Origin of the sequence: Mycobacterium aquaticum (genome assembly GCF_002086485.1) — a bacterium.
Lineage (GTDB): Bacteria > Actinomycetota > Actinomycetes > Mycobacteriales > Mycobacteriaceae > Mycobacterium > Mycobacterium aquaticum.
In genome coordinates this window covers 14,392-28,923 of record NZ_MVHF01000029.1, presented here as the reverse complement: position 1 = coordinate 28,923, position 14,532 = coordinate 14,392, and the positions used below count along the sequence as shown (strand labels likewise).

Annotated in this window: 14 protein-coding genes; 2 read left to right on the top strand and 12 right to left on the bottom strand. The window is 67.8% G+C overall.

Features of this window, described 5'->3' with window-relative positions; genetic code table 11:
• The first annotated feature begins 49 nt into the window (after window positions 1-49).
• Complete coding sequence (locus BST13_RS24375) at window positions 50-1,708, top strand: PucR family transcriptional regulator (protein WP_158087187.1); 1,659 nt, start codon at window positions 50-52, stop codon at window positions 1,706-1,708.
• Here the strand turns inward: BST13_RS24375 and BST13_RS24370 are convergent.
• The 12 genes from BST13_RS24370 to BST13_RS24315 all read right to left on the bottom strand — a co-directional run bounded on the left by BST13_RS24370 (window position 1,668) and on the right by BST13_RS24315 (window position 13,363).
• Window positions 1,668-2,849: an XdhC family protein gene (locus BST13_RS24370; protein WP_083166572.1), complete on the bottom strand. Its 1,182-nt coding sequence runs from the start codon at window positions 2,847-2,849 to the stop codon at window positions 1,668-1,670. The two genes, BST13_RS24375 and BST13_RS24370, sit on opposite strands and share 41 nt — an antisense overlap.
• 15 nt (window positions 2,850-2,864) lie before the next feature.
• Window positions 2,865-3,482, bottom strand: a complete 618-nt coding sequence (locus BST13_RS24365; RefSeq protein ID WP_083166571.1) for an SRPBCC family protein — start codon at window positions 3,480-3,482, stop codon at window positions 2,865-2,867.
• Entirely contained in the window at window positions 3,479-5,866 is a 2,388-nt protein-coding gene (locus BST13_RS24360) for a xanthine dehydrogenase family protein molybdopterin-binding subunit (RefSeq protein ID WP_083166570.1), read from the bottom strand. The genes BST13_RS24365 and BST13_RS24360 overlap by 4 nt, the downstream gene beginning before the upstream one ends.
• Window positions 5,863-6,366: a (2Fe-2S)-binding protein gene (locus BST13_RS24355; RefSeq protein WP_083166569.1), complete on the bottom strand. Its 504-nt coding sequence runs from the start codon at window positions 6,364-6,366 to the stop codon at window positions 5,863-5,865. Before BST13_RS24355 ends, BST13_RS24360 begins: the two co-directional genes overlap by 4 nt.
• Window positions 6,363-7,256: an FAD binding domain-containing protein gene (locus tag BST13_RS24350; protein ID WP_095533689.1), complete on the bottom strand. Its 894-nt coding sequence runs from the start codon at window positions 7,254-7,256 to the stop codon at window positions 6,363-6,365. Before BST13_RS24350 ends, BST13_RS24355 begins: the two co-directional genes overlap by 4 nt.
• Window positions 7,253-8,080 carry a CoA-transferase subunit beta gene (locus tag BST13_RS24345; protein WP_211296171.1) on the bottom strand — a complete coding sequence of 276 codons (828 nt, stop codon included), beginning with the start codon at window positions 8,078-8,080 and terminating at the stop codon, window positions 7,253-7,255. Before BST13_RS24345 ends, BST13_RS24350 begins: the two co-directional genes overlap by 4 nt.
• A complete protein-coding gene (locus tag BST13_RS24340) occupies window positions 8,077-9,042 on the bottom strand; it encodes a CoA transferase subunit A (RefSeq protein WP_211296170.1) in 966 nt (321 codons plus the stop codon). The genes BST13_RS24345 and BST13_RS24340 overlap by 4 nt, the downstream gene beginning before the upstream one ends.
• The gene (locus BST13_RS24335) at window positions 9,039-9,992 is read right to left on the bottom strand and encodes an LLM class flavin-dependent oxidoreductase (protein WP_083166568.1); all 954 of its coding nucleotides are present in this window, start codon (window positions 9,990-9,992) and stop codon (window positions 9,039-9,041) included. Before BST13_RS24335 ends, BST13_RS24340 begins: the two co-directional genes overlap by 4 nt.
• Before the next feature lie 119 nt (window positions 9,993-10,111).
• Window positions 10,112-10,993, bottom strand: a complete 882-nt coding sequence (locus BST13_RS24330) for a 5-oxoprolinase subunit C family protein (protein ID WP_083166567.1) — start codon at window positions 10,991-10,993, stop codon at window positions 10,112-10,114.
• On the bottom strand, window positions 10,990-11,619 hold the full coding sequence (locus BST13_RS24325; protein ID WP_083166566.1) for a 5-oxoprolinase subunit B family protein: 630 nt from the start codon (window positions 11,617-11,619) through the stop codon (window positions 10,990-10,992). Before BST13_RS24325 ends, BST13_RS24330 begins: the two co-directional genes overlap by 4 nt.
• A complete protein-coding gene (locus BST13_RS24320; RefSeq protein ID WP_083166565.1) occupies window positions 11,616-12,377 on the bottom strand; it encodes a LamB/YcsF family protein in 762 nt (253 codons plus the stop codon). Before BST13_RS24320 ends, BST13_RS24325 begins: the two co-directional genes overlap by 4 nt.
• 71 nt (window positions 12,378-12,448) lie before the next feature.
• The gene (locus BST13_RS24315; protein ID WP_158087186.1) at window positions 12,449-13,363 is read right to left on the bottom strand and encodes a LysR family transcriptional regulator; all 915 of its coding nucleotides are present in this window, start codon (window positions 13,361-13,363) and stop codon (window positions 12,449-12,451) included.
• 106 nt (window positions 13,364-13,469) lie between these two features.
• On the opposite strand from BST13_RS24315, the gene BST13_RS24310 reads away from it, so the two are divergent.
• Window positions 13,470-14,525, top strand: coding sequence for a pyridoxal-phosphate dependent enzyme (locus BST13_RS24310; RefSeq protein ID WP_245839788.1), 1,056 nt, complete (start codon window positions 13,470-13,472; stop codon window positions 14,523-14,525).
• Window positions 14,526-14,532: the final 7 nt, after the last annotated feature.

Here is a 14,532-nt window from a genome sequence, read left to right as displayed (position 1 = left end):
TGCCAAAGAACTCGGCGGTCGTTGTCGATCAGCGCTAAGCTTGCCGGCGATGAACACGCCAGATCCGGCGGGTGCCAGTTCAAGCCAGACTCTCACTCTCCGAGAGTTGCTCGACGACGAGGTGCTGTCCGGGGCCGAGTTGATCGCGGGCGGTGCCGGGTTGGACCGGGCCATCAGCGCCGTGAACGTGATGACGGTTCCCGACATCGGCAAATGGGTTCGGCAGGACGAGTTTCTGCTCGCCACGGGGTACCCGTTGCCCCGCGACAACGCCGATCAGGGTCAGCTGTTGACGGACCTGCACCGGCTCGGCCTGGCGGGTATCGGCATCAAACTCGACCGGTACATGCCCGAACTCGGGCAGGAGATGGTCGACGTCGCCGAACGCCTCGGCCTGCCGTTGGTCGTCATACCCGAACGTATCCGCTTCGACGACATTCTCAGCAGGGCGTTCGCCATCATCGTCAACCGCCAGGCCTCGGCGTTGGCCAAGGCCCAGGAGATTCACCACTCGTTTCTGGCGATCACGTTGTCCGGTGGAGGGCTCAACGAACTGGCGGGCAGCCTCTCGGGTCTGCTGGGAGACGCCAGTGTCGTGATCACCGATCCGCAAGGCACCGTGCTGGGGCTCGCCGGTGACGAAGCTCCCTTGATCGACCTGAATTTCATGAAGGCCGAGTCGGCGGACCTGCTGCGGCTGGGGATGACGGGCCTACACACGGACAAGCGCACGGGCAGGCGATGGGCGTCACGCGAGATCCGGGCAGGCCGCCTGCACCACGGATTCGTCGTCGCGGTCGAAGCCGAAAGACCGTTCGGCGAATTCAGTCTCGTCGCGGTCGGGCAAGCGGCAATTGTTGCGGCACTGGAGGTTACGCGTGATCTCGCGGTGGGAGCCGTGGAGCGCCGGTTTTCCTCCAACGCTCTGTTCGAGCTGATTTCTGGTAGCGAGTTCGAAGCCGCCGAATACGCATCGTTGGGTTCGGGATTCGGGTGGGACCTGGAGCGCGACATCGTCGTGCTGGTCGGCCGCCGGGAGGGCACCGGTGACGACTCGCACGACGCCCGGCGGCGGTCTCGCCTGGCCGACGACCGTGCCATCGAATTCTGGGCCTCCGCGGTCCGTAGTCGAGACCGGTTGGCGGCCGCCGCCGGGTTGGGTTCCGAACTGGTCGCGGTCGTCGGAGCCGACCAAGACGTGCTCGCCGTCGCCCGCGCGGTGCAGGATGAGGTGGCACACTTCACGCACGCTCAATACGCCATCGGTGTCAGCCGCAATTACCCTGGGCCGGCGGGCGTTTCGACGGCATATCAGGAAGCCCGCACCGCGCTGCGCCTCGGGCCCCGGGTCTCCGGCAGCGGTGCGGTGACCGCCTATGGCGACTTGGGCCTGTTTCGGTTGCTCGCGCAGGTCAGTGACGACGATCTGAGGGCCTTCGCCGAGGAGAAACTCGGACCGGTCCTGCGCATGAGCGAGCCCGAACGGTCGGAGATGTTCCAGACCTTGGAGACCCTCATCGAACACAACATGAACATGGCCGAGGCGGCACGGCATCTGCACTACCACTACAACACGCTGCGCTACCGCCTCGCCAAACTGGAACGGCTGCTCGGGCCGTTCAGCACCAGCACCCCCGTGGCCATCCAGATCGGGGTGGCGTTGCAGATCAACGAGATGCAGAAGATTCTTGCGACCCGGCCGACATGACCTGGGGCACAAGCGCTCCGTCGTGAATCGAGCCGACGGTGTCCGTGAGACGCCTGCCACTGCCGCCCCAGCGTTTCGCGATGATCTCGGCGGCAATGGAGACTGCGGTCTCTTCGGGCGTGCGCGCGCCGAGGTCAAGGCCGATCGGGCTGCACAGCCGTCCCAGTTCGGCCTCGGTCAATCCGTTGTCGCGCAACTGTTCCAGCCGTTGTCGATGCGTGCGACGGGAACCCATCGCCCCGACGTAGGCGATCTCGGGGATGCGCAGCGCGGTCTGCAGCAGCGGAACGTCGAACTTCGGATCGTGCGTCAATACGGTCACGACCGTTCGGGAATCGATTCGGCCCGCGCGGTATTCGCCGTCAAGGTATCGGTGCGGCCAGTCGACCACGACGTCGTCGGCGTCGGGAAACCTGCTGCGGGTCGCGAACACCGGCCGCGCGTCGCACACGGTCACGTGATAGCCGAGAAATGTGCCCATCCGAGCCACCGCGGCTGCGAAGTCGATGGCCCCGAAGACGAGCAGCCGTGGTTTGGGGGCGAATGCCCACACGAAGACCCGCATGCCCTCGCCGCGCCTCTGGCCGTCGGCACCGTAGGTCAAGGTGGCGCTCGTACCCGTGGCCAGCAGCCCGAGTGCATCATCGCCGACGGTGTCGTCGGCCCGGGTGGAACCGAGAGTGCCCTGGACAGAGGGCTTTTCGTCGGGTCGGATCACCAGGCGCCGACCGACCCAGGCCCGGTTGGGATGGTCGACGACGGTGGCCACCGCGACAGGCCTGCCAGCATCGACATCCTCGGCGATCTGCCCCAACTCGGGAAACGTTGTCCGGTCGACCTTCTCGACGTAGACATCCAGTATGCCGCCGCAGGTCAGCCCGACAGCGAACGCGTCGTCGTCGGAAACCCCGTAACGCTGCAACACCGGGCGGCCCGATGCCGTCACCGCCTGCGCCAGTTCGTAGACCGCACCCTCGACACAGCCGCCCGAGACGGATCCGACAGCGCACCCGTCGGGGCCGACCATCATCGATGCCCCCGGATCGCGAGGCGCGGAGCGGAACGTTGCGACAACGGTACCGAGACCGACGCTCTCGCCGCGCTGCCAGCACTTGACCAGCGCGCCCAGCACCTCACGCACGGCTGATTCCCAGGCTCAGTTCGGGCGGATCTTGGTGCTGAGGCGCTCCAAAAAGTTGGCGAGACGCTCACGGGTGACGGCCCAGATCAGCGGCAGCACTTTGATTTCGCCACCGGTGCTCTTCGTGGGCGGCTCGAGCAATGTCACCGGCGCAGCGGGCGTCGCGGTTGCCGCGGCGGCAGGCCGGCCGGGATGTTCGATACGGTTGCCGAGTTCGCCGGCGAACGACACGAACATCTGGTTGGACACGTCGCGGATCCCGCGGCCCAGCGACGCGATGCGGCCCGTGAGGTCAATGTCGGAGACCACATCGATACGACTGCCCGACTCGACGGGCTCGACACGCAACGCGACATGGGCGACGACCGAACCGGATCCGCGCTTGTCACGGCCGGTGGCGTCCAACACGATCCGCCGCGCCGCCGCGTCACGCTCGACGACCGACGCGCGTCCCGCGTAGTTCATCTTCAGCGGTCCGATCGCGACGCGCAGCACACCTTCGTAGCGGTCGTCACCGAGGTCGTCGACGAGTTCAGCGCCGGGCATGCATTCCACCACGCCGGCGGTGTCCTGCAGGAACGCCCAGACGTCGTCCGGCCGTGCCGCCACGTCGGTCTGATGCTGAAGCTTCATGCGCTCTTTCCCTTCTCGGACTCGCGTTGATCGAGCAGTGCCAGTACGCGTTCGGCGGTGATGGGCAACTGGGTGGGCCGGACGCCGATCGCGGCTTCCACGGCGCTCGCCAGCGTGGCCGCGGGCGGCCCGATCGGCGGTTCACCGATGCCGCGCGCGTTGAGCGGGCCACGGCCCTCGCCACTTTCGACGATGGCGACCGCAATGTCGGGCAGGTCCATCGCCGTTGGGATGAGGTAGTCCGCGAACAGGGACGACAGCGGATGGCCTGCGTCGGTGACGCAGTCTTCGGTGAGCGCATAACCGATACCCTGGGCGGCGCCGCCGATGATCTGCCCTCGTACCCGGGTCGGGTTGATCGCACGGCCGACGTCATGGCACGCGGCGTATTTGAGCAGCCGGACCTCACCGGTTTCGAGATCGACCTCGACTTCAGCGGCGTGAGTGCCGAACGTGTAGTCCGGGTAGGTGTGGCCCTGGCCCTTCTGCGGGTCGAACCCGCCCGAGCGGGCGCGCCAGGTGTTGAGCACCGAAGTGTCCACGCGGGCTTCGTTGGCCGCGCGGACCAGCTCGGGCAAACTCAGTCCGGTGCCGCCTGATTCGGTCCGCACCATCCCGTCGACCCATACCAGAGCGTCTTCGGGCACACCGAGTTCTTTCGCGGCGACCGGTGTCAGTTGGTCGCGCAGCTTGCGCGCTGCGCGCAGGATCGCATTGCCGGACATGTAGAGCTGACGGGTGGCGTAGGTACCGCCGGCCGGCGGGGTGAGCGCCGTGTCGCCGATGTAAACACTGATGTCCGACAGTGCGACACCCAGGATCTCGGACGCGATCTGACACAGGCTCGCGGCCTGCCCGGCCCCGAGGTCGGTGACGCCGCTGCGGATGAGCAATGTCCCGTCGGCTTGGAGCGTGACCCACGCGGCGGCATGGTCGCGGAACCAGATGGAGCGGCCGTACGGCTGCATGCCACATGCGAAGCCTTGGCCGACGGCTTTGCCCGGGCCGCTGGGTTGGCTTGGCGCGCCGAGCATGTCGAGCGCGGCGTGCCGGGTTTCCCGGACCGCGACGGCCGTCGTGAGTGGCTCGCCGCCGGCCAGCAGATCGCCCTTCTCGATGTAGTTGCGGTCGCGCACCTCTTCGCGGCTGAGGCCCAGTTCCTTTGCGAGCGCGTCCATCTGCGACTCGTATCCGAGCGTCACCTGCATGGCGCCGAATCCGCGGAACGCGCTGGTGGGCACGTTGTTGGTGAACACGGCCCGAGAACGGATCCGCACGACGGGCACCTTGTACGGGCCCGGCGACAGTGCCGCCCCTGCGAACAGGACGCGGGCGCTCAGGCACGGGTAGGCGCCCGCATCGCCGACGATGTCGGCATCGACGGCCAGGATCTTGCCGTCCCTGGCGGCCGCGGTGCGGTAGTGCATGGTGAACGGGTGGCGTTTGGTGCTGGCCAGGATCGACTCCTGCCGCGACCAGATCATCCGCACGGGCCGCCTGGTCCGCCAGACCAGCAACGCGATGTATGGCTCGACGGTCATGTCCTCCTTGCCGCCGAAGCCGCCGCCCATGTAGGACGCGATCACGCGGACCTGGCTTTGCGGCAAGCCCAGGATCGCGGCGACCTCGACGGCGTGTTCGATCACCTGGGTCGAGATCCGCAGTGTGACAACATCGTTCTCGATCCACCCGACTCCGGCCTCGGTCTCGAGGTAGGCGTGCTCGACATGCTGGCTGCGGTAGGTGTGCTCGATGACGACATCGGCCTGCTCGAACGCGGCATCGATGTCGCCGCGCTCCAGATGCCAGTTGACCAGGACGTTGCCCTCGTCGTGCACGAGTGGCGCGCCGTCGGCCAGGGCGTCCTCGGGACGGTACACGCCCGGCAGTGGTTCGTATTCGACCTCAACGAGATCAGCTGCCTCCGCGGCTGTTTCGGGATCGACCGCGGCGATCACGGCGACCGGCTCACCGACGTAGCGCACCACATCGCGGGCGAGGACGGGCTGCTCGACGGTCAGTTCACCCAGCCCACCGCTGGCGTGCTCGACGATCGCATTGTGCGGCACGTCGGCTGCGGTCAGCACCGCCACCACACCTTCGAGCCGCTCGGCGGCCGAGGTGTCGATGCGAACGATCTTCGCCGGAGCCATGTCCGAACGGACAACCTTCCCGTGGATCATCCCCGGCAGGTTCCAGTCGGCGGCGTACAGCAGGGTGCCGCGGACCTTGTTGACGAAGTCGTGGTGGGCGGGCGACTGCCCGACCACCCGGAAATTGCGTTCGCGCTCCTCGGGGCCCGAATCGGCGTCCGGGTCGAACTCTGCTGGGGCGCTTGGTGGTTCGGTGGTATCCGGTGTGGTCCCCGGTTCGACCGTGGTCATTGGGCACCTCCCATCTCGACGTGTGGGGCGCTCGGCGCGTGGAGGTAGTCCTCGACCGCGTCGACGATGGCCTGGTATCCGGTGCAGCGGCACAGGTTTCCGACCAACTCGTGGCGGATCTCCTCGCGCGTGGCGGCCGGGTTGCGTTCGGCCAGGGTGGCCGCGGTGAGCAGCATCCCGGGTGTGCAGAAGCCGCACTGGGATGCGCCTCGTTCGAGGAAGCACTTCTGCAGTGGATGCGCCTCGTCCTGGGGATCCGACCAACCACGCAGGGTGACGATCTCATGCCCTTCGGCCTGAACCGCGTAGAGGCAACAGGCGCTCACCGGGTCGCCGTCCAGCAGAACCGTGCAGGTGCCGCAGACTCCTTCGGCGCAGCCGTACCGAACGTCGGGCATCCCGAGGTCGTCATGCAGGACATCGAGCAGCGTGCGGTCGTTGCGCACCCACACTTCGTGATCACGGTCGTTGACGCGGAGCAGCACCTGAGTCCGAATCATGCTGTGCCTTCCTCGGTGAGAACCTGCTGCAGTAATCGGCGGGTGTGCACGGCGACCAGTCGCCGTCGATAGTCGGCGGTCCCGTGCAGATCGGTGTCCGGGTCGAGCGCCGCGGCGATCGCCTGCGCGCTGTCGCGGGCCCGATCCGGATTGCCCGGGTCGGACAATGCCGGCGCCAGCAGCTCCTGATCGACCAGCACCGGGCGGACGGCCACGCCGCCGAGCACGACGCGAACGTCGTCGGCTGCCCGTGCCATCACTATCACGCTGACCGTCGCGAAATCCGAATAACGGCGGACGACTTCGTGGAAAGCCCAACGCCCGCCGTCCCCGACCGGGATGCGGCCACCGATGATGACCTCGTTCGGTTCCATGGCGGTGGTGAGGTAGGTGATGAAGAAGTCCTCGGCGGGAACGGTACGGGTACCGGCAGGGCCCTGCACGATGACCTCGCCGCCCATGGCCATGGTGACGGCCGCGATCTCGCCCGTCGGGTCGGCGTGGGCAAGGGTCCCTCCGAAGGTGCCGCGATTACGCACCCGCACGTTGCCGACGAACTGCACGGCATGCGCCAACAACGGTGCGTGGCCGCGTATCACCTCGGACGTGGTGAGCGTCCGGTGGCGGGTGTTGGCGTCGACGACGATGTGTCCGCCGTCGATACGAGGCGCAGCGGCAGGGATGGGGTTGACGTCGATCAGGGCGGCCGGGGCGGCCAGGCGCAGGTTCAGCATGGGAATCAGGCTTTGTCCGCCCGCGAGGATCTTGGCCTCCCCGTCCCACAGTTCGAGAAGTTCGACTGCGTCGGACCATGTTTCGGCGCGTTGGTATTCGAAGCACGTTGCCGGGGTGCGTCCCGACGGCGTCGGCACCATCTCCTGCACCGTCATGCCATCTCCTCCTCGCCGCCGCCGACGAGACGGCGCAGCAGCGCAAGCTCTGCGGCGTCCACCGGTGGCAGCACGTCGATCTCGTCGTGCACGAGCAACTCGAATGCGGTTGCGGCCCTTACCTGGTCGAGGGTAACGCCGGCCTGCAGCGCGCGCACCCGCATCCGGTGGGATTCCGGGTGAAAGTCCAGCAGCGCCAGATCTGTGACGACCCACCGCGGTCCGCCGAACAGCAACCCGCTTTCCCGCCTGCTGGTTCCTCCGGTCAAAAACCCTGGGCTCGTGACGAAGTCGACGTGCTCGACGAAGCGGCGCGGCTCGTGTTGCGTCACGACCACCACCTGATTGCACATCGAGGCGATGTCGTTGGCGCCGCCCGGGCCGGGCAGCCGTACCGACGGTTTCGCGGGGTCGCCGACGACGCTGGTGTTGACGTTGCCGTACTGGTCCACCTGGGCGACGCCGATGAAGCCGTAATCGAAGAAGCCGCGCTGGGCCATCAGGAAGATATCGGTTGCCGTGGTGAGCATTTGAGCGCCGACGGCGGCGCGCACCTCATTGGTCGACGCGGGCAGTTCGCCGGGCAGCAACTCGATGCCGATCATGCCGCCTTCCAGCAGCACGGTCAGCGACGGGGCTTGGCGACGCTTGGCGATCGCGGCGGCCACCAGCGGCTGGCCGATCCCGGCGAACAGCACCTTGCCGTCTTCGAGCAGCCGGCTGGCGGCGATGGTCATGATCTCGTCGGGCTTGGCGTCGCGCACGTGAGGAGCAGGATTGTCGGGGTGCTGGACAATGCGCACTTCGGTCAAGGACTCGGTCATCGGGGGAGCATCTCCTGCGCGGTGCGGCGGACGGCTGCCAGCCGGGTGGGATCGATCGATGCGAGGTACGCGTCGTGGTCGGGATGGGCGGTGAGCGCCGCGACGTATGACCGGGCACCCTCGATGCCTTCGCTCTTCACGGCATGCATGTATGCGGTGAACTCGTCGAGGTCGGCCTCGTAGTGCCCGTAGCACTCGTGTGGGTAGGCGCCCATCGGTTGGTGCACGACGGCGTCGACCGCGAATCCCGGGATGGCCGTGCGCCCCGGGTCCAGGCGGAGTTGGTCGGTGGCGACGATCTCCTCGGCGGTGACGATGACCCGGCGGGCCGCCAGGGCCAGGTCGACGTCCATCAGTTGGTAGCCGTCGATCTGGGCGTTGCCGAGTGCATCGGCACGTTGCACGTGTATCAGTGCCACGTCGGGGTTGAGGCTGGGCACGGCGTTGAGCAGCTGACCCGTGTAGGGACAGGTCACCTTCGCCAGCCCCAACTGTGCGTCGATGTCGGAGCCGAGCATGCTCAGTGTGGGCAGGTAGGGCACACCCATCGCTCCGGCCTTGTAGCGCAAGCCGATTCCGAGATGGCTCCACTCTTCGAAGACCGGCTGACCGTCCTCGACCAGCTTGCGCACCACCGGGGCGAGGCCCCACCCGTGCCCGATGCCGACCCAGCTGGTCATGATGCGCTCGGCGCTACCCGTGGCCAGCATGAGTTCGGCCTCGAAGCATGACAGGGGCCGCGTCATCGTGAGCCCGGTGCGGCCCTGGCGCAGGATCTCGATCAGCAGAGCCATCGGGGTGCGCGCGTGGTTGGTGCCACCCACCCCGATCACGGCGTCGTTTCCCACCAGCCGCCGCACGGCTTCGGCTGCCGTGGTGATCTTGTCGCCGCTGTTGGGGTCGCGCCCTTCGAGTTCCCGACGCGCCGATGTGACGTCAGCGGTCATCAACCGGCCGCTCACGATGCACCTACCAAGCTGCCGAGCAATGGGCGGACCTCTGCGGCGAACCGTTCCACCTGCTCGGGGTCGTAAGCGTGCGGGACCAGGCAGATCTCCTGCACACCGGCGTCGAGGTGTGCCGCGATCTGCTCTGCGCAGTCCTCGGGGGTCCCGCAGATCGCGCTCTCCGGGGTGGCGTTGCTCCATTCCGGTGTGTCGAAGTACGACGCCAGCCATGGACCTGTCTGCGCCTGCGCCTGCTCCCGTGATGAGCCGATGCAGATCGGCAGCTGGTTGAGCGAGTGCAGCTGATCGGGGTCGCGGCCGGCCTCTTCGGCGTATCTCCGTATCTTCGACCAGGATTCGGTGAAAGCATCCGCGGTGTAGAAGTACGTCAGCCAGCCATCGCCAAGCGTCGCAACGCGTTTGAGCACCCGGTCGACGTATCCGCCGATGAGAACCTGCGGTCGCGGCTGTGGTAATGGAAGCATCTTGACGCGCCGAAACGACAGATCGTCCCAGGTGCCGGTCACGTCGTCCTGAGTCCAGAGGTTCATGCAGATGTCGAGGTTACGCTCGAAAATGCGTCCGCGCCCCTTGAATGGTGTTCCTGTGGCGTCGAATTCGCGTTCATACCAGCCTGCCGCCACGCCGAGGCGCAACCGTCCGTTCGAGATCGACTGGATGGTCGCGGCGGTCTTGGCCAGCAGCGCGGGGTCGCGGATCGGCAGCACCAGCACCCCGGTCCCGAGTTCGATGGTGCTGGTGTGGCTGGCCAGCACGGCCAGTGTGGTGAGCACTTCCAGCTGAGGGAAGGGCTGCCGACTGCCGAGGAACAGGTGATCCCATGCCCACAATGAGGAGAACCCGAGCTGTTCGGCTCGACGGGCGGTGGTGAGCAACTCGTCGATCTGAGGTGTCTTCTGAGCTGAGGTGAAGTTCTCCACGGCTAACCCGAAAGTTGCGGGCATGGGGCCGTCCTCTCTGTTACGTCGCAGCTGTTACGTCTGAGGCCTGGTGAGGCGTCACGTTATGCCACGCGGCCGCACCCTTCTATGGCAGCGCTAGCCAACTCAGCGGCTGCTGTTTGTCACTGATTGCCATTCAGCTCCGGCCGCCGCACCGCGAAGCGGATGCGGGTGCCCGGGACGGCCTGGGCGGCTGCGTCGACAGCGACCCTCGGCACGACGCCGATGACGGGATAGCCACCGGTCACGGGCCGGTCGGCGAGGAACAGGGTCGGTCGTCCCTTCGTCGGCACTTGCAGCGCGCCCAGCACCACGCCCTCGCTGGCGAGTTCACCGCCGCGCCGGCGGGGCAGCGGCGGTCCGTCCAACCGGATGCCGACACGGTCGGCGTCGGCGGTGACGGTGAACTCGTGGCGGCTCAGCCGGTCGAGTGCCTCGTCGCTGAACCAGTCATCGCGCGGACCGAGCGTCAGTGGCAGGGTCATGCAGCTGCGCTGCAGTTGGGTGATCGGCGCGAAATCTGTTGCGGGCCAATCGGTCGTCAGGTCGCCGATGCTCAGCACGTGTCCCGTGCGCAGTGGTGGTGTGCCCAGCTGGGCCATGGTGTCCCATGACATCGAGCCGAGTACGCAATCGCCGAGGACACCGCCGCGCACCGCGACGTAGGTCCGGAGCCCGTGAGCGGGCACACCGAGGGTGATGCGATCTCCGGCGCGCACCGGGAACGCGGCGTTGAGGCCCGGCGAGCGGCCACGACAGGACACGGGGACCGCCGCGCCGGTGACGGCGATCAGCGCGGGCGCGTCGACGCTGAATGCCATGCGGCCCAAGGCCACTTCGATGCACGGCGCACCGGGCTGATTGCCGACGAGACGATTCGCCAGGTCGTAGGACGCGCGATCGGCCGCGCCGGATTGTCCGACCCCGAGGTGGCCCAGCCCGCGCCGGCCCCGATCCTGCAGCAGCGCAAGCACTCCCACCGACTCGACGGTGAGCTGTGTCATCGGCCCACATCCCGAAATTCGACGATCGCACCCGGGCGCAACACCGCGGGCGGATCAGCCGAGGAATCCCACAGCAGCGCATCGGTGTGACCCAACAGCTGCCAACCGCCGGGGGAGACGCGGGGGTAGACCGACGAGAACTGGCCTGCGATGGCGACTGCGCCGGCGGGCACCCGGATGCGGGATTCGTCGCGTCGCGGCACCTGCAACCGTGGGTCACCGCCGGTCAGGTAGGAGAATCCGGGAGCGAACCCGCAGAACGCGACCTGCCACGGCGTGCCGGTATGGGCGGCGATCACCTCGTCGACGGTCAGCCCGGTCAGCTGTGCCACGTCGGCGAGATCCGCACCGTCGTAACGCACCTCGATGACATGGTGCTCGTGGGCGAGGACGTCATCAGCGTCAGGCGTGAGTCTTTCCAGGGCGCCGCGCAGCGGGGCTGCGCTCGTCACCTCCGGATCCACGGTCACCAACAGGGTCGTCAGGCCCGGGACCACCTCCTGCACGCCAGGCAGATCGGCCTCGCGGACGGCCGCCGCCCACCGGTGCACCGATCGGTTGTCGCCGACGTCGAGCAGCCACGCGTTCTCGCCGCACGCCCTCACCGACACCGGACCGGCCGTCACCGAATGGGGAAGAGTTCGACCCCCGCAGCCTCGAGCGCGGCACGGGTCTTGCGTGCGATGTCGACGGCGCCGGGCGTATCACAATGCACGAGAAGCGCCTCGGCGGTGACGTCGACCTCGCTGCCGTCGTTGGCGGTCAGATGTCCCTCGGTGACCATCTGCACGGCCCGTGCCGCGGCCGCGTCGGCATCGGTGAGCAGCGCGTTGGGCTCGCTGCGGGACTGCAAGAGCCCTTCGGGGGTGTAGGCCCGGTCGACGAACGCTTCGGCGATCATGCGCAGCCCGGCCTCCTTGCCGAGCCGCCACACCTCTGTACCCACGGCCGCGAGAAGTGGGATGTCTCCGCCGAATTCCACGGTCGCGTCGACGAGGGCCTGGGCGTGCTCGGTGTCCTTGGTGGCGACGTTCCAGAGTGCGCCGTGCGCACGCACGAAATCGACCTTGCCACCGGCCAAGCGCGCGAAGACCTCCAGCGCGCCCATCTGGTAGAGCAGATCGTCGCGCAACTCCGAACCGGGGATCGCGATGTAGCGACGACCGAACCCGTGCAAGTCGCGGTAGCTGACCTGAGCGCCGATCGCCACGTTGTTCTTCACCGAGATCGCGCACGTGCGGCGCATGATGCCCGGGTCGCCGCCGTGGAAGCCGCAGGCGATGTTGGCACTGGTGACGATCTCGAGCAGGGCGTCGTCATCACCCAGGCTCCAGCGGCCCAGTCCCTCGCCGATGTCGGTGGTCAAAGCTACGCGTGGCGCCATGGTCCTCCTGCCCTCCTTCGGGTCGTCGTGCTCCGAGTATCCCCGGCGAGATGGCGCGCGAACAGCGCCGGTCACTGACGCTCATCAGTCAGTGAAACTGCCGATTCACGGAACCGGCTGTGCAAAGACCGACGCACGGCCCGCACCGAGGGATCACCCGTGCGGGCCTGGCGGCTCAGCGCCACCAACGTGCGCGACCACCCGGTTTCCACCCGCACCAGCGGCGCGGTCTCCCGCTGCGGCGGCAGCACGAGGCGGGGCAGAACGCTGGCCGCCGCGCCCTGGCGAACGATGAGCAGGAGCAGTTCGAGGTCATAGGACTCGTATTGCACGGTCGGGCTGAACCCGAGGCCCAGGCAGTGCTGCACCGCCCAGGTGCGCGAGGCGGCGCCGACGGGTTCCAGCGCCCAGGGCAGTGTGCCGCCGGCCTGCATGAAGTCGCGGCCCTTCAACAGCGATGCCGCGACCACGGCCTCCAGTGGGTCGTCGGCGAGCACTTCGCGGTGCACATACGTCGGCAGTGTCGGGGCGGCGCCGGGGTACTCCTCGCTGACAACCAGATCGAATTCGCCGCTGAGCAGCGCGGGAACAGCGACCTCAGGCTCGGACTCGACGAGCTCGACCCGCAGTCCCGGATGTCGGTGCTGGCAGTCCAGGAGCGCGGGGACCAATGCGCGGGCGGCGCTGCCGAAGGCGGCCACCCGACAGGTGCCGGTCGGCGGCTCCTCGCCGGAACGCAGTTCGGCCTGGGCGAGTTCGAGAGCGGCGAGAATGTCGGCGCCCCGGTCGGCCAGGCGCTGCCCGGCCTCGGTGAGCCGGACGCCGCGGCCGACACGTTCGAGCAGCGGGGCGCCGGCCTCACGCTCGAGCAGCGCCAGCTGCTGCGAGATACCCGACGGGCTCATGTGCAGCGCCTCGGCCACCGACGCGATCGTGCCGCGGTGGCTCAGTTCCACCAGAAACCGCAGACGACGGACATCCAACATCACCCGAGTGTAGGAAAACATCAGTAATGCTGCCGGGTCGGCGGCAGCAATCGCTGATGTTGTCCGGCCGTCACAGTGCCTACTGTTCCGAGTCAGGAGGTGTCCCGTGCTGACGACCGAATCGTTTGTGCTCAACCCCGAGTGGGCTCCAGGAGGCGCTGCCGCGCCGCGACAGACCGACGAGATCCGGCGGTTTCACGAAACCCTGCCGGACTATGCGGTGACGCCGTTGGTCGCTCTGCCGACCGTCGCAGACACGCTCGGCCTGGGCGCAGTGCTCGTCAAGGACGAGTCACTGAGACTCGGCCTGCCTGCGTTCAAGATGCTCGGCGCGTCCTGGGCCGTGCACCGCGCGCTGCGCTCATCGGTCCACGCCAGCCCCCGACTGGTCACCGCCACCGACGGCAACCACGGCCGAGCGGTGGCGCGCATGGCCGCACTGATGAAACTGCCTGCGACCATCGTCGTGCCCGAAGGCGTGTCCGCACGCGCCGTCGACTTGATCCGCGCCGAGGGTGCCGACGTCCGCGTCCTCGACTTGCCTTACGACCGCGCCGTCGAGCACGCCGCCACGCTCGCCGACACCGACCCGGATTCGCTTCTCATACAAGACACTTCGTGGCCCGGGTATGAAGAGGTCCCGCAGTGGATCGTCGACGGATACGCCACACTCTTCGACGAGGCGGCCGAACAGGCCGCAGCGCTGCATGGCGGTTTCGACCTCATCGTCGTTCCGGCCGGTGTCGGCTCATTGGCCCACGCCGCGGTGACTTTCGGCCAATCACACCCCGATTGCCGCATCGTCGCGGTCGAACCCGACGTCGCCGACTGCGTGCGGGCCAGCCTGTCGGCAGGCTCCCTCACCACCGTCCCCACCGGCCAGACCAGCATGGCAGGGCTCAACTGCGGTACCCCGTCCTATCTCGCCTGGCCCGACTTACACAAGGGCCTGGCCGGGGCAGTCGTCGTCGACGACCACGCAGCTGTCGAAGCCATCGCCGACCTGGCGCCCCTCGGCGTCGACGCCGGCCCCTGCGGGGCGGCGAGCCTGGCCGGGCTGCGCATCCTGGCAGCCGATCCCATCCGCACGCATCTCGGCCTCGGCCCTGATTCCACCGTCCTGCTGCTCAACACCGAGGGCTCCAGCGCATCCGGTGGGTAGCTGTCCC